This is a genomic window from Ciceribacter azotifigens, from assembly GCF_048159625.1.
GTDB classification, from domain to species: Bacteria; Pseudomonadota; Alphaproteobacteria; order Rhizobiales; family Rhizobiaceae; genus Allorhizobium; species Allorhizobium azotifigens.
Map to the genome: position 1 here is coordinate 16,969 of NZ_JBLQTA010000003.1, position 20,855 is coordinate 37,823.

The following is a 20,855-nucleotide window of genomic DNA, read 5'->3' on the forward strand; positions in this document are numbered from 1 at the left end:
GGTTCGCTGGACTACGCTACACGCGGCGGCGATGGCTGCACAAGCGCTCGCACCGGATGGCTCTCGTTGCTAGAGGCGATTCTGTACCTAACTTTGACGAAAACGAAATTCTTTTCGTAAGTGCCAAAGTGGCAGTGCACCCGCGCGTCAACGACCGAGTATGTAGTCGCAGAGCCTGCCGGCCGCATCCTCAATCTGGCGCGGATCGCGCAGGAAACATGCCCGGAGGAAGGCTTCACCGCCTTTGCCGAAGGCGGTTCCGGGGGCGAGGCCAACCCCGGTCTTGTCGACGATGTCGAGCGCCGCAGCGCGGCTGTCGGTCACCCCGTCGATTTTCAGGAAGGCGTAGAGCGCCCCTTCCGGCTTCAGGGTCTCCACCCGGTTGGTGGCGATCAGGGCGTCGCAGAGAAGGTCGCGCGAGCGTGCCGCCCGCTCGAAGTTGGCGCGAACGAAATCGTCACCATGGTCGAGCGCGGCGACCGCCCCGCGCTGTATGAACTGCGCAACTCCGGATGTCGAATATTGGATGAGGTTTTCGAACATCTGCCCCGTTTCCGGGGGCGCGACGATCCAGCCGACGCGCCAGCCGGTCATCGACCAGTTTTTGGAGAACGAGTTCACGAAGATGATGCGGTCGTCGGCATCCTTGACATCGAGGAACGACGGCGCGCGGGCGGCCGCGCCATAGTAGTAGAGCGCGTAGATCTCGTCGGCGAGGATCCAGATACCGCGCTTGCGAGCAAGCTCTAGGATCGCCGTCAGATCCTCCCTCTTCGCCGTCCAGCCTGTCGGGTTCGACGGCGTGTTGATGAAGATCGCCTTGGTCTTCGGCGTAATTGCCGCTTCCAGCCGCTCGAGGTCGAGCGACCAGCTCCCGTTGCCGAAGGAGAGCTCGACGCCGACGGCGCGGGCGCCGGCGAGCTCGATGGCCGAGACGATGTTCGGCCAGGCCGGCGTCAGGAAGACCATCTCGTCGCCGGGCGAGGTGAGCGCCTGAACGGAAAGCACGATCGACTGCATGCCGGACGCCGTGACATAGAAATGTTCCGGCGAGAGCGAGACGGCGAAATGACGGGCGTAGTAGCGCGACAGAGCCTCGCGCAGTTCGGGAATGCCGCGCTGCCAGGTATAAAAAGTCTCGCCGGCGAGCAGGGCATCACTCGCCGGCCGGTTGATAAAGTCCGGGCTCGGCAGGTCTCCCTCGCCAACCCAAAGCGGCAACAGGTTCTCGCGCCCGCGGGCGTAGTTGAGGATCTCGACGATCCCGCTTTCCGGAGCGGATACGGCACGCGGGCTGAGACTGGCAACAAAAGACATGCTTCGGCTTCTCCGTTTTGGCCGTTCATAGCCGATCACGGATCGAAAATCCCATGACAATGCGTGAGCCTGGGATCGATTTCGGTGATGGGTGGTATGTCCCGCGACTATCCCGGACTTAGATCCGGTCGTCGTCAGCTGGCTCTCGTCTTCAGCAGGTCGCGGATTTCGGTCAGCAGCTGGATGTCGGCCGGCGGCGGCGCGGCTTCGGCCTTCGCTTCCGGCTTCTTCTCCAGCGATTCACGCATCGTGTTCACGGCCTTCACCATCAGGAAGATGACCCAGGCGAGAATAAGGAAGTTGAGAATGACCGAGATGAAATTGCCGTAAGCGATCACCGGCCCCTGCTCGCGGGCGGCGGCAAGCGTCGTTGCCGTGACCTTGCCGCTCAGCGGCAGGAAGTAATTGGAAAAATCGAGACCGCCGAAGGCCCCGACGATCGGCATGATGATGTCGTTGACGAGCGAGTTCACGATCAGGCCGAAGGCGCCACCGACAATGACACCAACCGCCAGATCCATGACGTTGCCGCGGGCTATGAAAGTCTTGAACTCGTTGAACATCGCTATCCCCTTACGTTTCGTGAAAGAACCTGCGCTTGCCGATCAAACCGAATGCAGGGTGCATGTTAATAAAAGTCCCGACGTTCGAAAACCGGCAATCGTCACCACTCCCCATCTTCGACTTAAGATCAATTTTCCGACGATTTAAAAAGGCTTGGACTTCCCCTAAGCTTTACGGGATGGATGTCGGGCGCTCGTGACGAGGAGAAAGCGTGCTTCCAGGGTGGATCATCTTCGCATCGGCCTTCGCCTATCTACTGCTGCTGTTTGCAGTGGCGAGCTACGGCGACAGGAAGAGTCGGCTCTTCGGCGTACCCGCCGGCGGCCGTCCGGTAGTCTATGCCTTGAGCCTTGCCGTCTATTGCACGTCCTGGACCTATTTCGGCGGCGTCGGGCTTGCGGCCGAGCGGGGCCTGGAGTTTACCGGCATCTACATCGGCCCGATCCTCATGTTCACGCTCGGCATGCCGATCATCCGCCGGATCACCGAGCTCGCCAAGGCGGAGAAGCTGACCTCGGGTGCCGACTTCATTGCCGCGCGCTACGGCAAGAACCCGATCGTCGGCATGCTGGTCACCGGAATTTCTCTGGTCGGCACCATTCCGTACATCGCGCTGCAGCTGAAAGCCGTTTCGAGTTCGGTCGCGGCGATGGTCGATCCGTCCGAATACGGTATTGGCACCGGCAATCTCTATTTCGTCGACCTGCCGCTGCTGGTCGCCATATCGCTCGCCTGCTTCGCGGTGATCTTCGGCACGCGGCATACGGACGCAACTGAACACCAGGACGGCCTGATCCTGGCCATCGCCATGGAATCGGTGGTCAAGCTCGTCGCCTTCTGGACACTCGGCATCTCGGTCGTCTTCTTCCTCTTTGACGGGCCGGCCGATCTCTGGCGAACCGCCAGCCAATCGCCGGCGGTCATGGAGGCACTCTCCTATCAGACGCCGATCAGCCGCTGGCTGCTGCTGATCGGGCTTTCGGCCTTCGCGATCATCATGCTGCCGCGTCAGTTCCATGTGACGGTCGTGGAGAACCGCACGGCTCGCGAACTCAAGACCGCCGGCATCCTCCTGCCGCTCTATCTCGTCGCGATCAATCTATTCGTGCTGCCGGCCGCAATGGGGGGCATCCTGACTTTCGGGGGCACGGGTGATGCCGACCTCTACGTCTTGTCGCTGCCGCTTCACAACGAGATGGAACTCGTCTCGCTCATCACCTTTCTCGGCGGGTTCTCGGCAGCGACGGCAATGGTCATCGTCGCCTCGGTCGCACTGGCGATCATGGTGTCCAACGACATCGTCCTGCCGGTCTTCCTGCGCCAGAAGCTGCTCGCGCGGCCGAGCCAGCGCGCCGACTTCGCAAAGACGCTGCTGCACATCCGCCGATTGTCGATCCTCGGCGTGGTCCTTCTCGGCTATCTCTATTACCACTCGGCCGACAACACGAGCGGCCTCGCTTCGATCGGCCTGTTGTCCTTCGCCGCCATAGCCCAGATCGCCCCCTCGCTCTTCGGCGGACTGATCTGGCGCCGGGCCAACGCGCGCGGCGCGATCCTCGGCCTGAGCATCGGGATCTTCGTCTGGGCCTATCTCCTGTTCCTGCCGAGCTTCGGCGTCGGCGACAACGCCGAGCTTGCCTCGACCATCCTGAGCTTCCTGTTCCCGGGCGTGGCGATCTTCAGCGGCCCGGAGACCGACCCTCTGGTCAACGCGACCATCCTCAGCCTGCTGCTCAATACGGCCGCGTTCATCCTCGGCTCGCTCAGCCGTAACCTCAAACCGGTCGAGCGGATTCAGTCCGGAATCTTCGTCAAGCGGCATCCACGCTCGCAATTTGCCACGCGCGGCTGGAAAACCCGCGTCAGCGTCGGCGACCTCAAGGTGGCTATTGCGCGCTATCTCGGCGAAGAGCGCATGGAACGGTCGCTCAGAAGCTACGAGCAGGCGGCGGGACGGCACCTCGACGATGACAGCCCGGCCGACATGGCCTTCATTCACTTTTCCGAACAATTGCTCGGCAGTGCGATCGGCTCCTCGTCGGCCCGCCTCGTCCTGTCGCTGATGCTGCAGAAGGCCGAGGACACCTCGGCCGATACCGCCTGGCTTCTCGACCAGGCAAGCGAGGCTCTGCAATATAATCAGGACATGCTTCAGACGGCCCTGTCGCAGATGGACCAGGGCATCGCCGTCTTCGACAGCACCAACCGGCTGACGATCTGGAACCGGCGCTTCCGTACCCTTCTCGATCTGCCGGAACACGTGGGCCAAGTCGGCTACCCACTGACGGACATCATCGCGATCCTCGCCGACCGCGGAGACGTGGCGACGGGAGAGCAGACACAGGTCGTGCGCAATTTCCAGCGCTTCGACAAGCCGTTCCAACTTGTGCTGAAGGGCGGCGAGCGGATCATCGAAGTGCGGTGCAATCCGATGCCCGACAAGGGCATCGTTGCCACCTTCAGCGACATCACCAGCCAGGTCGCGGCCGACAAGGCCCTCAAACAGGCGAACGAGACACTCGAACAGAGAGTGAGCGAGCGAACTGCCGAACTCACCCGCGTCAACCACGCCCTCGCCGAAGCGCGGGCCGCGGCGGACGACGCCAATATCGGCAAGACCCGCTTTTTCGCCGCCGCCGGCCACGACATCCTGCAACCGCTGAACGCCGCACGGCTCTATTCGTCCTCCCTGGTCGAAAGACTGGGCGAGTCGGAAAACAGCACGCTGGTGCGCAACATCGACTCCGCGCTGGAGTCGGTCGAAAACATCCTCGGCGCCGTTCTCGACATCTCGCGTCTCGATACCGGAGCGATGAAACCGAGACTGACGGCCGTTCCCTTGCACGAATTGCTGGAGCGGATCGAAACAGACTTCCGCCCGATGGCGCGGGAGAAGAACCTCAAGCTCGTGGTGATGCCGACCTCTCTCAGGGTGCACTCCGACCCGAACCTGCTGCGGCGCCTCGTTCAGAACCTCGTCTCCAACGCGATCAAGTACACCCATTCCGGGAAAGTCCTGGTCGGCGCCCGTCGCAGCGGCAAGGACGTCATCATCCAGGTCATGGACTCGGGTATCGGCATTCCGACATCGAAGTTCCGGACCGTGTTCAAGGAGTTCGCGCGCCTCGACGAAGGCGCGAAGACGGCCTCCGGACTCGGCCTCGGGCTCTCGATCGTGGACCGCATTGCCAAGGTCCTGAACCACCCCGTGCAACTCTCTTCGAAAAAGGGCAAGGGCACGACCTTCAAGGTCGTGGTGCCGCGTGAGCGCGACGTTCGGGATGTCGTGAGATCAGCAGCCGCTCAGGGCGCGCGAGATGCGGCGCAGCCCCTGAGCGGGCTCAGGGTTCTCTGCATCGACAATGAACCGAACATCCTCGACGGCATGGCCGTTCTGATTTCGGGTTGGGGCTGTCAGGTGGACTGCGCGGGGTCGATCGCCGAGCTCGACCCGATCGTCGCTGCGAGCTCCGGGCCACCGGATCTCATCATCGCCGACTACCATCTCGGAGACGGCAGCGGCATCGGGGCGATCCTGAGGTTGCGGACACTCTACAGCACGGAAGTGCCGGCCTTGCTGATCACCGCCGACCGCACGATCGAGGTGCGCGCCGAGGCAGAGCGGCACAATATCGGCCTGCAGCACAAGCCCGTGAAGCCTGCGGCCCTTCGTGCCTTCATCACCCACGTGTCCGGACTGAAGCGTGCAGCCGCAGAGTGAAACGTGGCCTTTCCGGTGCCCGGTCTATGCTGCTTCAGGCCAATAGCGCGGAGACCTAACACGCCCTAAATTGACGCCGAAGTTCCAAATGCGCCAGGGAGGGGCCATGCGGATTGCCATTCTTTCGGATATCCACGCCAACCGCCAGGCCTTCGAGGCAGTCCTTGCCGCAGCCGAGGCGCAGGGCGCGCAGCGCTTCGTCATCCTCGGCGACATCGTCGGCTATGGCGGCGATCCCGGCTGGTGCGTCCGCAAGACGATGGAGCTCGCGGAGAAGGGTGCCGTGGTGATCCGTGGCAATCACGACCAGGCGGTTTCCGATCCCGGCGTTTCGATGAACGAGACGGCACGGACAGCGATGGAATGGACGCGCACGCAGCTCATGGCGGACGAAAAGGCCTATCTCGAAACATTGCCGTTCGACGCGACCGACGAGTGCCGGCTCTACGTCCATGCGGACGCCTCCTCGCCGCAGCGCTTCCGCTACGTGACCGACGCCGAGGCCGCGGCTGCGCACTTCGCCGCCTGCACCGCACGCGTCAGCTTCTGCGGCCACGTGCATCAGCCGGCGCTCTACGCGCTTGCTTCGAGCGGCAAGGTCACCAGCTTCTCCCCCTATACTGCTACCGGCATTCCGCTCCTGCAGCAGCGGCGCTGGCTCGCCGTCATGGGCGCGGTCGGCCAGCCGCGTGACGGCAATCCGTCGGCGGCTTTCGGCCTCTACGACAGCGAGGCGCGGGAGCTGGAATTCCGCCGTGCAGGCTACGACATCGAGATGGCTGCCGCGAGAATAAGGGCGGCGGGGCTGCCCGAGAGCCTGGCCACCCGGCTCTTCAGGGGCAGGTGACGGCATGATTGCGAAGGCCAGGCTCGAACAGGGCAGCGTCATAGACGGCTTCACCATCGGTGCGCTCGCTCACAAGGGCGGCATGGCGAAGCTCTATTCCGTCACCCGGCCCGACATCACCTTTCCGATGCTCATGAAGGTGCCCGATATCAGCACCGGCATCGATCCGGCGATGATCGTCGGCTTCGAGATGGAGCAGATGATCCTGCCCAGGCTGTCCGGTCCGCACGTGCCGCGCTTTGTCGCAAACGGAGACTTCGCGAACCAGCCCTACATCGTCTTCGAACAGCTGCCGGACAAATCGCTCTATCCTCTGCTTGATGACCTGCCCCTGCCCGTGGAAGACGTGACAAGGTTCGGCGCCAAGATCGCCACGGCTCTCGCAGACCTCCACCGGCAGAATGTCGTTCATCTCGACGTCAAGCCTTCGAACGTCATGTTCCGGAAAACCGGAGAAGCCGTGCTGATCGACTACGGGCTTGCGCGGCATCTGGAACTTCCCGATCTGATGGACGAAGAGTTCCGGCTGCCCTACGGCACCGCTCCGTACATGGCCCCGGAGCAGATCCTCGGCGTTCGCAGTGACTTCCGCAGCGATCTTTTTGCGCTCGGCGTGCTTCTCTACTTCTTCTCGACCGGCAAACGACCTTTCGGCGATCCGCAGCGCATGAAGGGGCTGAAGAAGCGGCTCTGGCGCGACCCCGTTCCGCCGCGGGCGCTGCGCCCCGAACTGCCGAAGGCGCTGCAGGAGGTGATCCTGCGCTGTCTTGAGGTCAATCCCGCACGCCGTTACCCCTCGGCCGCGCAGCTCGCCATGGACTTGCAGGACCTTTCGAAGGTCGTGCTGACCGCCCGTGCCGACAAGGTGCGGTGCGACGGGTGGGCAGAGGTCATCAAACGCCGTTTCAACCCGGACCCTATCGAACTCCTGAAGCCGAAGGAGGCGACGGCAGAGCTCGCCAACGCTCCGATCGTCATGGTGGCGATCGACCTGCGCGACGGGACGCCGGAGCTTGCCGATGCGCTGCGGCTCACGGTCAGCCGCATCATGCAGATCGCGCCCAATGCCCGTATCGCTTGCCTCAACGTGCTGAAGATCGCCCGCATCAGCCTGGAAAGCGACCTCGACGAAGCGGGAAACAACAAGCACATCACGCGGCTGGTCGAGCTCAAGCACTGGGCCGAGCCGCTCAAGGCACCGGAAGGTTCGATAACCTTTCACGTGATCGAGGCCGTATCGCCCGCTAACGCCATTCTCGACTATGCCCGCGAAAATACCGTCGACCACATCGTCATGGGAGCAAGGGCGAACTCCGCGATCCGCTCCCTGCTCGGCAGCGTCTCGGCCGAAGTCGCGTCCCACGCACCGTGTACCGTCACGGTCGTCCGCACGCGGGGACTGGCCGAAAACAAGGGATGAACGCCGTCAGAGGCGCAGCGACCACACCGTGGCGTGGGCGACATTCTCGGTTCCCGCCGCAAACCGGGCGTCGCGGACCGGGTCGAATCCGGCGATCCGCTTTGTGCCGACGAACCGGCCATGATCGGCGAAAACCTCGATCGAACCGTAGTCAAGGAGGATGCGCAGCCGCCGCACTTTCGCGCCCGGCGCAATGAAGTTCGGCGAGGGGCCGTCCCCGACACGGTGGCGGATCGAAAGGCCCGCCTCCTCCTGGACAACCCCGAGATCGACGTTCGGATGGTCGAACTTGAGGTCGAAGGGCGCACCCGACTCCTTGAGTTCGAAGAGGATTTCAACCGCGCCATGGGGAAACGATACCCCCTGGCCGGCGGCAAGGCGCGTGCGGTCGAGAATATGGCCCCTGAGGCTCTCGGCTGCGCCGATCGGCGGCGTCAGGAGGCCGTTTCCGCCGAGCTTGAGCGTGCGCGGCAGCGTCATGGCTGTCGGAAAGTCGATGGTCGGGGAGGCATCCGCCCAGTTGGCGAGCCACCCCATGCCGACCGGGGCATCGCCATCGAGAAAAGCCTGGAACGCATAGTTGTCCGTGCCGAAGTCCAGCTCCTGGATGAACTCGCGTGAAAAGTTCCGGCCGTCGAACCAGCCGACCTCCGCCATGGTGAGATTGCGCCGCCCGGTCGTCGCGTCGACGCTGTTCATCAGCCCGTAGATCAGAACCCAGCGGGTCGCGGGGTCCGTCAGCACGCCGTCGAGCGGCAGCATGCAGGGACACTCGATGGCGGTCGTCGCGTGGCGCTTCTCGACCAGAAGCTTGCCGAGATAGGTCCAGCCCCCTGCAGCGGTGACGTCCTGTGTCTCGTAGAGCAGGATGACCCCGCCCTCCGCGCTCTGGCTGCCGAGAAGCATCTTCCAGTGCCCGTCGGGGCCCTTGAAGACGTAGGGATCACGGAAATCGAAGGTGAGGCCTTCACCTTCCGGGCGGCCAGGCAAAATGACCTCCGCCTGACCGGCGCTGAAGAGATCCGAGGAGGTCGCCGTCATCTGGACCTCCTGCTCCGGCGCACGATCCTGCACCTTCTCGGTGAAGAAGACGCGGATACCCGGCGCGTTCGGCAAGGCGATCGCCGATCCGGAAAAGGCGCCGCCGCGCCGGTCCGGCCGGGCTGTCAGATCCTCCGATGGGAAGAGAAAGATCGGCAGATGCCGCCAGCGCAGGTAATCGGATGAGACGGCATGGCCCCAGTGCATGTTGTTCCACCGCAGCCCATGCGAATAATGCTGGTAGAAGAGATGCGGCCTGCCGCCGAAACGCCCGAAGCCGTTCGGATCGTTCATCCAGCCGAAAGGCGGGCGGAAATGGTAACACTCCGGCAGGTCCGGCGGCGCATTGGCCGGATTGGTGTGCACGACGGTTATCCCCGTCTCCAGCACTTCCTGTGCAGTAAACCAGTAGGCGACAGAAACGGAGGTCGTATCCGTGTCGTAGCTTATCTCGACCGGGCCGCCGCCGAAGACGTGATAGATACGGAAGGAGTACTCCTCGGCATTGCTGGCGATCACCTCGCCGAACTTGCCGTTCGCGTTGGAGAAGGAAAGAGCGCCCTGGATCCCGGGCACCATTGCCTTCAGCCAGATGTGCCACACCGCGTTGACCGGCAGGTCAACCTCGATCGTGCGCAACGTGGTTCTGGCCGGGGCTTGTGCACTGTCGTCCATCGCTGCTCCTTTCCCACCCTTAAGAAGCCTAGGGCAGAGCAACGACAAGTAAAGGGACTATCGCGTCGAGAGGATGGCGGGATCTCCGCAAATAAAAAAAGGCCGGGCGAACCCGACCTTCCCGTGGTCTCGACAAAGCGCGTCGGTACATCCGTAGCCGCGCTTCGGAGAGCACTTCCGATTAGAGAGCCTGCAGGTTGTCTGCAGAGGTCTTGCCGGAACGCTTGTCGCGAGCCAGTTCGTAGGAGAGCTTCTGGCCTTCCTTGAGTTCGCGCATGCCGGCGCGTTCAACGGCGGAGATGTGGACGAAAACGTCCGCAGCGCCGTCGTCCGGCTGAATGAAGCCATAGCCCTTGGTGGCGTTGAACCATTTGACGGTACCAGTGTTCATGACGATTTCCTTTTCAATCGCGTCGAAAGTTGTGCAGCATGCGAACGCTGCGGTGGTGTAACCGATATTGAAGGGAAGTTCGCCAGAACGGCACCAACGGCCGGGACAGAGTTCGTCTAGCAAGATCGATGGCGTTACAACTAAGTGCGAATTTCGTCTTTTGCAAGACGCTTCCGGCGAAATCCGCGACATCGGCCCCCGGCTCCCGCACTGTCATCGAAGGTTCACCGATCCGTCACGCCCCTGTGACCGGGCCCGCCTATCCGCTTTCCTGACGAGACAGGATTGGAGGATTGACGATGCGCCGCCTTGCCCCGCTGCTTGCCGCCGTGCTTCTCGTGGCACCGACGATCGCCACGGACGCCTCCATGCCGGCGGGTGGACGCAGTTCCCTGATCCGCGAACGTCTGAGCGATGCCAACCGCTGGCGCGACCACGTGATGGTCGTCGCGCACCGGGCGGGATGGAAGGAAAACGGGAAGACCGTGCGTCCGGAAAACTCGAAGGCGGCGATCGACAATGCCGTTTCGATTGGGGTCGAACTGGTCGAACTCGACGTCCGCCGTTCGCGCGACGGCGCGCTGGTCGTTATGCATGACCCGACGCTGGAGCGTACCACCACTTGCCGCGGCGCGGTGAGCGACCACGCGCTCGCGGAGCTTCGCCGGTGCCGACTGAAGATTGAGGCGAGTGGCGAGGCGAGCGCGGAAACCGTCCCTACCTTCGAGGAGATGCTGACCCACGCCCGTGGGCGGATCCTCGTCAATGTCGACAACAAGCTCGAACCGGAGGACCTGCCCGAGATCGTCGCGGTTGCACGTCGCCTCGGTATGGCCGACGGCATCGTCGTCAAGGCGCCGATCTGGAACGAGGAACGGCTCGCCCGAACGAAGGCCGTGCTCGATCGAATCGGGGATGACGTACTCTTCATGCCGATTCTCGCCGATGACGCGGTCCGCGAGGCGAGCTTCATCGAAAAGGTCGACAGGCAGGTGGCGGCTCCGGCCGCCGAACTGGTGGTCTGGCATAGGGACGCTACGCCTGCGCCGACGCTGGACGGCGGCGCCCTGTTCTCGGCACAGGCGCGCGCGGTTGCGATCCGCAACAACACCCATCTCTGGATTAACACCTACCCGATCACCGACCGGCCCGAGGGTATGGTCGCCGGCGGGCGTGGCGACGGGCTCGCAATGTCCAGCGGGCGTCCTGAGGAGGTCTACGGCTTCTGGATCGACCGCGGTGCAACCATAATCCAGACCGACGAGCCGAAAGCGCTGATCGGCTGGCTCGAGCGGCAGGGATTGCGGAGACCCTATTCCACAGGTTCATAAGGCCTCCAGCGCCGCTGCCAATGCGTCCAAGAATAAAGCCGGCCTTGTGGGCCGGCTTCCATAGTCTTGTTCTCACCTTCTTGCGAAGGAGAGGCCGGCCTCAGGCCGCCTTTTCAACCTGGCCGTAAGGATCGAAGCGACCGTAGAACGTCTCGCCCTTGGCGGCCATTTCGAGCAGCAGCGGCGTCGGCTTGAAGTGATCGCCATAGGAGGCGGCAAGCTTCTCGCAGAGCTCGACGAAGGTCTTCACGCCCATGCCGTCGATGTAAGACAGCGTACCGCCGGTATAGGGGGCGAAACCGAAGCCGAGGATGGAGCCGACATCGGCTTCGCGCGGATCGGTGACGATGCCTTCTTCCATGGTGCGGGCCGCTTCCAGCGCGATGGTGACGAGCAGACGATCCTGCAGGGTCTTGACGCTAACGTTCTCCGGCTTCTGCTGCGGATAGAGCTCCTTGAGGCCGGGCCACAGGAACTTCTTGGCGGGCTTCGCCGGATATTCATAGAAGCCCTTGCCGTTCTTGCGGCCGCGACGATCGAGTTCGTCCACCATCTTGTCGATGAGCTTCATGTGCTCCGGCTTGACGGAGGCCTCGCCCAGATCGGCGATGGAGGCCCGCATGATCTTCTGCGAAAGGTCGACGGCGACCTCGTCGTTCAGCGAAAGCGGACCGACCGGCATGCCGGCGAACTTCGCCGCATTCTCGATCATCACCGCCGGCACGCCCTCGGCCAGCATATCGTAGGCCTCGTTGATGTAGCGGAAGACGCAGCGGTTGACGTAGAAGCCGCGGGTGTCGTTGACGACAATCGGCGTCTTCTTGATCGCCGCGACGTAGTCGAGCGCGACGGCGAGCGCCTTGTCACCGGTTTCCTTGCCGAGGATCACTTCGGTCAGCATCATCTTCTCGACCGGCGAGAAGAAGTGCACGCCGATGAACTGGGCCGGACGCTTCGAATTCTTGGCGAGACCGGTGATCGGCAGCGTGGAGGTGTTCGAAGCGAAGATCGAGCCTTCCGGCAGGACGGCCTCGACGGCCTCGATGACGGCCTTCTTAACCTCGCGGTCCTCGAATACGGCCTCGACGACGAGGTTCGCATCGGAGAGCGAGGCATAGTCGGCAGACGGGGTGATGAGGGAGAGCAGCTTTTCGCCGTCTTCCTTGGACATCCGCCCCTTGCCGACCGCGCCGGCGACGAGGCCTTCGGAAACCGACTTGCCCTTGTTGGCCGCCTCGATGTCGCGGTCGATCAGCACGACCGGGATGCCCGCGGCTGCCGTGACATAGGCGATGGAGGCGCCCATGAAGCCGGCGCCGACGACGCCCACCTTGTTGAGTTCGGTCTTCTCGACACCTGCCGGGCGACGGGCGCCCTTGCCGAGCTCCTGCATCGAGACAAAGAGCGAGCGGATCATGCCGAACGCTTCCTTGGTCTGGACGATCTGCGTGAAATAGCGCTGCTCGATCCTGAGACCGGTGTCGAAGGGAACCTGGAGGCCTTCGTAGACGCTCTTCAGGATAGCGAGCGCGGCCGGATAGTTGCCGGCGGTCTCCCGGCGCAGGATGGCGGAAGCCGCCGGCCAGAGCTGGGCGGACGCCGGAGTCCAGATGCCGCCGCCGGGCACCTTGAAGCCCTTTTCGTCCCACGGGGCGACGGGCTTGAGGCCATCCTTGATCATCTGCTTGGCGGCGGAAATCAGCTGGTCCGGCTCGACGACCTGATGAACGAGGTTCATCGCCTTGGCGCGGGCGGCCGTCAGGCTCGAACCCGTGGTCATCATCTGCAGGGCGTCCTGCGTATTGGCGAGACGCGCAACACGCTGGGTGCCGCCGGCGCCCGGGAAGATGCCGACCTTCACTTCGGGAAGCGCGAGCTTCACCGATTTCGCATTCGAGGCGACGCGACCGTGGCAGGCGAGCGAGAGCTCAAAGGCTCCGCCCATGCAGGTGCCGTTGATTGCCGCGACCCACGGCTTTCCGCAGGTCTCGATCTTGCGCCACAGCCAGGTCATTCGGCCGGCGGCATCGAAGAGCTTGCGGACCGCGCCGTCCGGGTCCTTCGCCTTTTCCACTTCGAGCATGGAGAACATGCCCTTGATCATGGTGAGATCGGCGCCGCCGGAGAAGGTCTTCTTGCCAGAGGTGAAGACCACGCCCTTGACGTTTGCATCCGCGACGGTCTGCTCGACGATCTTCTCGATCTCGTCCATCACCTCGACGGTGAAGACGTTCATCGACTTGTCGGGCATGTCCCAGGTGACCAGCGCAATGCCGTCGGCGTCGGTTTCGATGGTGAAGTTCTTGTAGGTCATATTCTTCCTCCCCGGATCAGACGCGTTCGATGACGGTCGCGGTGCCCATCCCGGCACCGATGCAGAGCGTGACGAGCGCGGTATTGAGGTCGCGGCGCTCCAGCTCGTCGAGAACCGTGCCCAGGATCATGGCGCCAGTCGCACCGAGCGGGTGCCCCATGGCGATCGCGCCACCGGCGACGTTCATCTTCGAATGGTCGACCTCGAAATATTGCATGAAGCGCAGCACCACGGCGGCGAAGGCCTCGTTAAGCTCGAAGAGGTCGAAGTCCGACATCTTCATGCCGGTCCGCTTCAGGAGCTTTTCGGTGACGTCGACCGGACCGGTCAGCATCAACGCCGGGTCGGAACCGATATTGGTGAAAGCACGAACGCGGGCGCGCGGCTTCAATCCCATGGATTCGCCGCCCGCCTTGGAGCCGATCAGAACGGCCGCGGCGCCGTCGACGATGCCGGACGAATTGCCGGCATGGTGAATATAGTTGATCCGTTCGACTTCCGGATGGGCCTGGATGGCCACGGCTTCGAAGCCGCCCATCTCGCCGGGCATCTGGAACGACGGCTGCAACTGCGCCAGCGCCTGCATGTCGGTGCCGGGACGCATGTGCTCGTCGCGGTCGAGAATGACGAGCCCATTGGCATCCTTCACCGGGATGACCGACTTGGCGAAATGGCCCTTCGCCCAGGATTCGGCCGAACGTCGCTGGCTCTCGACAGCATAGGCGTCGACGTCATCACGCGAGATGCCATACTTCGTGGCGATGAGGTCGGCAGATACACCCTGCGGCATAAAGTAGGCCGGAAAGTTGACCGAGGGGTCCATGTACCAGGCGCCGCCCGCCATGCCCATGCCGATGCGGGACATCGATTCGACGCCGCCGGCGATCACGATGTCGTCGGAGCCGGCCATGATCTTGCCGGCGGCAAGGTTGATCGCGTCAAGGGCGGAGGCGCAGAAGCGCGAAATCTGGATGCCGGGGGCTCTGAACGCATATCCGGCTTCGAAGGCGGCCGCCTTCGGGATCACGGCGCCGGCTTCCATGACCGGATCGACGCAGCCGAAGATGATGTCGTCGACGGTCGAGGTGTCGAGACCATTGCGGTCGCGGAGCGCCTCCAGCGTCTTTGCGGCGAGGCGTGGCGTCGGCACTTCGTGCAGCGCGCCGTCCTTCTTGCCGCGGCCGCGCGGCGTGCGCACGTGGTCATAGATATAGACTTCGGTCATGGTTTCTCTCCCTTGGGCGCCTGGGCGCCGGAAATTAATTGTCCCTCTTCTCCCCAGTGGGGAGAAGGGAAATCAGAACGCTTCCGCGGCCATCTCCATGATGGTGTCGGCGCCGGTTTCGATGCGGCTCTTGCGCAGCGCGGTTTCCGGCATGACCCGTTCCATATAAAAGCGACCGGTAATCAGCTTGTTCTTGTAGTAATCGGCGTCGCCGGTGCCGGCAGCGAGATTGTCGTTGGCGGCCTTCGCCATCTTGGCCCACATGTAGCCGAGGACAACCAGACCGAAGAGGTGCATGTAATCGGTGGAGCCGGCGCCTGCATTGTCGGGCTTGGCCATGGCATTCTGCATGAACCACATGGTAGCCGCCTGCAGGTCGTTCAACCCCTTCTTCAGGCCCTTGGTGTAGGTCACCATCGCTTCGTCGCTGCGATATTCCTCGCAGAAGTCGCCGATTTCCTTGAACAGCGCCATGACGGCACGGCCGCCATTCATGCCGAGCTTGCGGCCGACCAGATCGAGTGCCTGGATACCGTTTGCGCCCTCGTAGATCATGGCGATACGGGCGTCGCGGACATACTGGCTCATGCCATGTTCCTCGATGTAGCCGTGGCCGCCGAAGATCTGCTGGGCCATGACGGCGTGATCGAAGCCCTTGTCGGTCAGGACGCCCTTCAGGATCGGCGTCATCAGGCCGAGGATATCGTCCGCCGCCTGCCGTTCCGCGGCATCGCCGGAACGATGCGCGATGTCCGACTTCAGCGCCGTCCATAGCGTGAAGGCGCGACCGGCCTCGGTGAACGCCCTGATGGTCAGGAGTGCACGGCGGACATCGGGATGCACGATGATCGGATCGGCCTTCTTGTCAGGCGCCTTGACGCCGGAGAGCGAACGGCCCTGGATGCGCTCACGCGCATAGTTGGCGGCGTTCTGGTAAGCCACCTCGGCGATCGAGAGCCCCTGCAGGCCGACGCCGAGGCGCGCTTCGTTCATCATCACGAACATGGCGGCGAGACCCTTGTTCTCCGCCCCGATCAGATAGCCGGTCGCCTCGTCGTAGTTCATGACGCAGGTGGCGTTGCCGTGGATGCCCATCTTGTGCTCAATGGCACCGCAGGAAACCGTGTTGCGGTCGCCGACCGAGCCGTCCTCGTTGACCATGAACTTCGGCACGATGAACAGCGAGATGCCCTTCGTGCCTTCCGGCGCGCCCTCGATGCGGGCGAGCACCAGATGGATGATGTTCTCGGTCATGCCGTGCTCGCCGGCAGAGATGAAGATCTTCTGGCCGGAGATCTTGTAAGAGCCGTCGCCGTTCGGCACCGCCTTGGTGCGAAGCAGGCCGAGGTCTGTGCCACAGTGCGGCTCGGTGAGGTTCATGGTGCCGGACCAGCTGCCCTCGACCATCTTCGGCAGATAGGTCTGCTTCTGGGCGTCGGAACCGTGGACGAGGATCGCGGCGATCGCGCCCTGCGTCAGGCCCGGATACATCATCAGCGCCATATTGGCGGATGACATGTATTCGCCGACGGCCGCATGCAGGGTGTAGGGAAGCCCCTGCCCGCCGAATTCCTGCGGCACGGCCAGGCCGATCCAGCCACCCTGGCAATAGGCGTCATAAGCTTCCTTGAATCCCTTCGGCACGGTGACATTGCCGTTGTCGTCGCGCTTGCAGCCTTCCTGGTCGCCGGAGAGGTTGAGCGGGAACAGCTCCTCTTCCGCCAGCTTCGCGGCCTCACCGACTATGGCCTCGACCATATCCGGGCTCGCCTCCTCGAAGCCGGGCAGGTTGTGGTAGCGTTCGAGGCCGAGCACGTCGTTGAGCACGAAAAGCGTATCGTTAACCGGGGCCTTGTAGACGGGCATGTATCTTCTTCCTCCGAGACTGTTCGGGACAGCGGTTTCGTCGCTATAATATTGACGTTTGCGTAAACGTCAATTCTTTCTCCCGGCAAATTTCGCGGTGTCTGCACAGGAACGGCATGAGGCCGACGCAGCACCCGAGAGCCAGAGGAATCTTACAAAACGTTAAAAAAGACAGGCCTAGTTAACGGCTTGTTTACCACGTTTCGCGAAATGTAGGCGGTGAAGCGTGATGATCCGGGGGTGCGCTGCCGAGCGTCTGGGTGTCAGGAGACTGCACCGCAAGGACTTCGAAGCCGAAAAGACATCGACGACGCCACCGCCGTCAGCCACGCCGAGAAGCCAAACCCGCTAAGGGCGGGCAATTTCGAAGCGAGCACGAACATGAACGGATCGCGATCCAATCCTTCCCGCCCCGGCGGCTCATCCTCGCTGGATGCGCTGAGCCGCACCATCGAGGGGCTGGAGGCACGCATCGAAGGGCTCATGAACAACAACTCGCGAGGCGGGCGTCCTTCGCAGGAGCCCCGCCGCGACTTCGCTCCCGAGAACCGCGATTTTCGCGAGCGCGATCCGCTCGCCGAAATCCGGCAACGCCAGCGCGCACTCGAGGAAGGCCGGGGACGCCCTTCCGAGCCGCGCTCGCAGGAACGCTACACCGATCGCACGGCACCCGCCCATCGCTTCACCCCGCAGCAGGAGCCGGCACGCAGCCAGCCGGACGCGAGCCGCGAAATCAGCCACGCGCTCCTTGGCCTGCGGCAAGAGCTGAAACACGACATTTCCGAAAGCCTCGCAGCCGAGATCGGCGCTCTCCGCTCCGAGATGCGCAGCATCCGTGCACTCGCCGAAGACAGACGCCCCGCTGAGGACATGCGCCACGACATTGCCAGGCTCGCCGACGGGATCAGCGAACTCGGACGATATCAGGCGCCGGGCACCGAACGGCTGCAGGCGGAATTCGAGGAATTGCGCTCGCTGATGGACGGGCTCGCACGAGAAGATTCCGTGCGCCATATCGAACGGCGCTGGGATGATCTCGAAGAGCGTCTCGACGGTCTCGATGCAGGCGCGCTGCGCTCCGAACTGCTCTCGCTCGCCGACCGTCTCGACGACATCAAGCGTCACCTGGGCAATATCGGTGACCACGGTGCGATCCGCGCCCTCGAAGACAAGCTGGTAACCGTCGCCACGGCGCTCGAGCACATAGGCGCGCACATCGATCCCAACGAACGCATGCTGATGGAGCAGTTCGCGGGCATCGACATGCGGCTCGACGAAATCACCCGAGCCATCGCCGCCGGAACCCGCCACTCCGGCGCCGGCTCGGACGCCGTTTCGATCGGCCGCATCGAGGATCGCATCGCCGGCATCGCCCAGCAGATCGAGGCGATTGCCGGACGCGCTTTCAAGCAAGAGGACCCGACGGTCGACCTCGGTCATCGCCTGGAGGCGCTCACCGCCCGCATCGAGGAGCTCGGCACGCAACAGACCGCACGTCGGCTCGAGGAGCGTCTCGACCAGCTTTCCGATATGCTCGAGCGCGGCCAGCAGGGTGGACCCCAGCCCGAACTCACCGGTTATCTCGCCGACATTTCCCGCAAGATCGACGCGCTCGACCAGGGCGCGGTCAGTGACCGACTGGCGGACCGCCTCGACGTGCTCGCCGAACGGATAAGCGCGCTGGTCGTGCCCGCCCCGACTGGCCCTGCCGGCGATTTCGCATTCCGCGAACTCGAACAGCGGCTCAACACGATCGTCGACCGGCTGGAAGAAACTGCCGTTGCTCCCGCCCAGGACACCTCCGCCCTGCGCGACCTCGAAGAACAAATCGCCCATCTTTCGACGCTGATCAGCAGTTCGCCCTCGGACGCCGGCGCCGGCAGCGGTGTTATGGCCGGCCGTGTCGCGGCGCTCGAGGATTATGTCGCCACCAGCGACGAATACATCATCGAGGCGGCCCGCCAGGCGGCAGAGACGGTGATGGAAAGCTACGCGCATACGCAGGCGACCCGCGGAGATGCTTCGGGTGCCGACCTCGCGGCGCTTTCGGCGCTCGCCGACCACCTCAAGGACCTGGAGTCGGTCAGCCGGAATTCGGAGGAGCGGACGCACCGCACCTTCGAGGCCCTGCACGATACTTTGGTTCAGATCGCCGAAAAGCTCGACCAGATCGACAATCGCGTCAGCGTGCGAGAGCGTGGTCCGCTCGACGGTCCCATAGCTGTCCCCGCCACTGCAGCCGTCGTGGAACGGCACGCCGAGGTCGAGGAGCAGCCTGCGCCTATCGCCGATGATTTCGCGCCACTGGCCGGGATCTCGGAGGCAGAAGAGTATACGCTCGAGGCGCCCGAACCGGGGCACAATTCGAAGGCCGCACCGAAGAAGGCGGCGAAACCGAGCCTGCTTTCCGGGCTCGGCAAGCGCTTCCTTCCCGGCCAGAAGAAGGACGACAGCGCGCCCACGCCGCGCACCCTGGTCGATCCGAGCCCGTCCATCGACGCGTCGGAGATGCTGCCGCCCGAAGAGGCCAACGAGCTACTCGAGCCCGGCTCGGGGGCACCGGACGTGCGCAAGATCCTGGAACGGGTTCGGGCGACGCAAGCTGCACAACGCGAGTCCGGCAACGGCAACGGGTCCATGTCCGACGGCGATCGTACCGACTACATCGCCGCCGCCCGCCGCGCCGCGCAGGCCGCGGCCAGCGAAATGGACCGGACCTATCGTGCCGGGCCAGCCAAGACGGAAACCGGCAAGGCGGCAGACTCCATGCTTTCGCGCTACCGCCGGCCGATCCTGATGGCTGTCGGCGCCGTGCTGCTCGTTGCAATGTCAATGCCACTCGTCAACACGCTGTTGCGTAGCGACGACCCGCTGCCGGTGACCGCCGCGGGCCCGGCGGACGACCTCAGCGCCAAACAGCCGGGCGCCGGCGTCGACGCCCAGACAACGGCCGATGCATCCATAGAGGACAAGACGGCCACGCCGACACAAGCCGAAGATCAGCTGGAGCCGACAAGCTCGGCTGCAGGGGCCGCTCCCTCCGCCCCGGCGGCGCTGACGGCACCCGTTTCGCTCGAGGAGAGCAGTGAGTTCACTCCGGCTGCCCCCGCGAAGGCCGCAGATCTGCAAGCCGCGGAGACCATGTCTTCCGCCGCGCCGGTGCAGGCGGCATCGGCGGGGCAGACCGCATCCAACGTAGGCGCAGCGCAAAGTGCGCCGGTTGAGACCATCGCAGTTCCCGATGCGATCAAGCCCGCTTCCCTCGTCATCGCCGCCAAGCAGGGGGATCCGCTTGCGCTCTTCGAGGTCGCGGCCCGCTACTCCGAAGGCCGTGGCGTCGACGGCGACTTCGCCGAAGCCGCGAAATGGTACAAGATGGCCGCCGACAAGGGCTTCGCCCCGGCGATGTACCGGCTGGCCAACCTCTACGAGAACGGCAGCGGCGTCGAGCGCAATGTCGAAACGGCCCGTCACTATTACGAGCTCGCCGCCGAAAAAGGCAATGCGAGCGCCATGCACAACCTTGCCGTCATGCACGCGTCGGGCGCCACCGGCACCCAGGATTATCCGACGGCAGCCAAGTGGTTCGGCAAGGCCGCGGAACTCGGCGTCTCCGACAGCCAGTTCAACCTGGCTATCCTGAATGCGCGAGGCAACGGCGTTCCGCAAAACCTGGTCGAATCCTACAAGTGGTTTGCGATTGCCGCCAAGGCCGGCGACAAGGACGCCGCCAAGAAGCGCGACGAGGTCGCCAACGTCATGGCGCCGGATCAGCTCGAGAAGGCGCGCGCCGCCGTCGACCTCTGGAAGCCGCAGCCCTTGGACCCGCAGGCCAACTCGACCGACGTCCCTGACGAATGGGTCGGTAAGGGCGTAAAGACCGCCAGCGTCGACATGACGAAGGCGATCCGCAACATCCAGGGTATCCTGAACAACAACGGCTTCGATGCCGGCGTGCCGGACGGGGTACTCGGAGAGAAGACGGTCACCGCGATCAAGGCTTTCCAGACCTCGGTGGGCATGGAGCCGACAGGCAAAGTCACGGACAAACTGGTCAAGGAATTGCTGGCGCGCAACAAATGACGTGCGCCGTCACAAAACCGGAAAAATGCGCGCGTAAAGCCATGCCACGGAATTGACAGG

Annotated in this window: 12 protein-coding genes; 5 read left to right on the plus strand and 7 right to left on the minus strand. The window is 63.7% G+C overall.

The window, feature by feature from the left end; genetic code table 11:
• Positions 1-147: 147 nt before the first annotated feature.
• Together ACM6UT_RS05215 and mscL are read right to left on the minus strand one after the other, a co-directional pair.
• Complete coding sequence (locus ACM6UT_RS05215; RefSeq protein WP_416796307.1) at positions 148-1,317, minus strand: pyridoxal phosphate-dependent aminotransferase; 1,170 nt, start codon at positions 1,315-1,317, stop codon at positions 148-150.
• A 134-nt stretch (positions 1,318-1,451) separates the two neighbouring features.
• Positions 1,452-1,880 carry a large conductance mechanosensitive channel protein MscL gene (mscL, locus tag ACM6UT_RS05220; RefSeq protein ID WP_416796308.1) on the minus strand — a complete coding sequence of 143 codons (429 nt, stop codon included), beginning with the start codon at positions 1,878-1,880 and terminating at the stop codon, positions 1,452-1,454.
• A 212-nt stretch (positions 1,881-2,092) separates the two neighbouring features.
• Here mscL and ACM6UT_RS05225 point away from each other — a divergent pair, with 212 nt between their 5' ends.
• The 3 genes from ACM6UT_RS05225 to ACM6UT_RS05235 all read left to right on the plus strand — a co-directional run bounded on the left by ACM6UT_RS05225 (position 2,093) and on the right by ACM6UT_RS05235 (position 7,869).
• Positions 2,093-5,602: a hybrid sensor histidine kinase/response regulator gene (locus tag ACM6UT_RS05225; RefSeq protein WP_416796309.1), complete on the plus strand. Its 3,510-nt coding sequence runs from the start codon at positions 2,093-2,095 to the stop codon at positions 5,600-5,602.
• Positions 5,603-5,708: 106 nt separating this feature from the next.
• The gene (locus ACM6UT_RS05230; protein ID WP_416796310.1) at positions 5,709-6,449 is read left to right on the plus strand and encodes a metallophosphoesterase family protein; all 741 of its coding nucleotides are present in this window, start codon (positions 5,709-5,711) and stop codon (positions 6,447-6,449) included.
• A 7-nt stretch (positions 6,450-6,456) separates the two neighbouring features.
• On the plus strand, positions 6,457-7,869 hold the full coding sequence (locus ACM6UT_RS05235; RefSeq protein ID WP_416796674.1) for a serine/threonine protein kinase: 1,413 nt from the start codon (positions 6,457-6,459) through the stop codon (positions 7,867-7,869).
• Positions 7,870-7,875: 6 nt separating this feature from the next.
• Here ACM6UT_RS05235 and ACM6UT_RS05240 read toward each other — a convergent pair whose 3' ends face one another.
• Together ACM6UT_RS05240 and ACM6UT_RS05245 are read right to left on the minus strand one after the other, a co-directional pair.
• Positions 7,876-9,585, minus strand: coding sequence for a GH32 C-terminal domain-containing protein (locus tag ACM6UT_RS05240; RefSeq protein WP_416796311.1), 1,710 nt, complete (start codon positions 9,583-9,585; stop codon positions 7,876-7,878).
• A gap of 181 nt (positions 9,586-9,766) precedes the next feature.
• Positions 9,767-9,976, minus strand: coding sequence for a cold-shock protein (locus tag ACM6UT_RS05245; RefSeq protein WP_129333508.1), 210 nt, complete (start codon positions 9,974-9,976; stop codon positions 9,767-9,769).
• A gap of 299 nt (positions 9,977-10,275) precedes the next feature.
• Here ACM6UT_RS05245 and ACM6UT_RS05250 point away from each other — a divergent pair, with 299 nt between their 5' ends.
• Positions 10,276-11,307, plus strand: a complete 1,032-nt coding sequence (locus ACM6UT_RS05250) for a glycerophosphodiester phosphodiesterase family protein (RefSeq protein ID WP_416796312.1) — start codon at positions 10,276-10,278, stop codon at positions 11,305-11,307.
• A 100-nt stretch (positions 11,308-11,407) separates the two neighbouring features.
• Here the strand turns inward: ACM6UT_RS05250 and ACM6UT_RS05255 are convergent, their stop codons facing one another.
• From ACM6UT_RS05255 to ACM6UT_RS05265, 3 genes are all read right to left on the minus strand, one after another.
• The gene (locus ACM6UT_RS05255; protein WP_416796313.1) at positions 11,408-13,621 is read right to left on the minus strand and encodes an FAD-dependent oxidoreductase; all 2,214 of its coding nucleotides are present in this window, start codon (positions 13,619-13,621) and stop codon (positions 11,408-11,410) included.
• Positions 13,622-13,637: 16 nt separating this feature from the next.
• Positions 13,638-14,846 carry an acetyl-CoA C-acetyltransferase gene (locus tag ACM6UT_RS05260; protein WP_416796314.1) on the minus strand — a complete coding sequence of 403 codons (1,209 nt, stop codon included), beginning with the start codon at positions 14,844-14,846 and terminating at the stop codon, positions 13,638-13,640.
• A gap of 72 nt (positions 14,847-14,918) precedes the next feature.
• Positions 14,919-16,712: an acyl-CoA dehydrogenase C-terminal domain-containing protein gene (locus tag ACM6UT_RS05265; RefSeq protein ID WP_416796315.1), complete on the minus strand. Its 1,794-nt coding sequence runs from the start codon at positions 16,710-16,712 to the stop codon at positions 14,919-14,921.
• Positions 16,713-17,093: 381 nt separating this feature from the next.
• Between ACM6UT_RS05265 and ACM6UT_RS05270 the strand changes: the two genes are divergently transcribed.
• On the plus strand, positions 17,094-20,795 hold the full coding sequence (locus tag ACM6UT_RS05270; RefSeq protein ID WP_416796316.1) for a peptidoglycan-binding protein: 3,702 nt from the start codon (positions 17,094-17,096) through the stop codon (positions 20,793-20,795).
• Positions 20,796-20,855 lie beyond the last annotated feature (60 nt).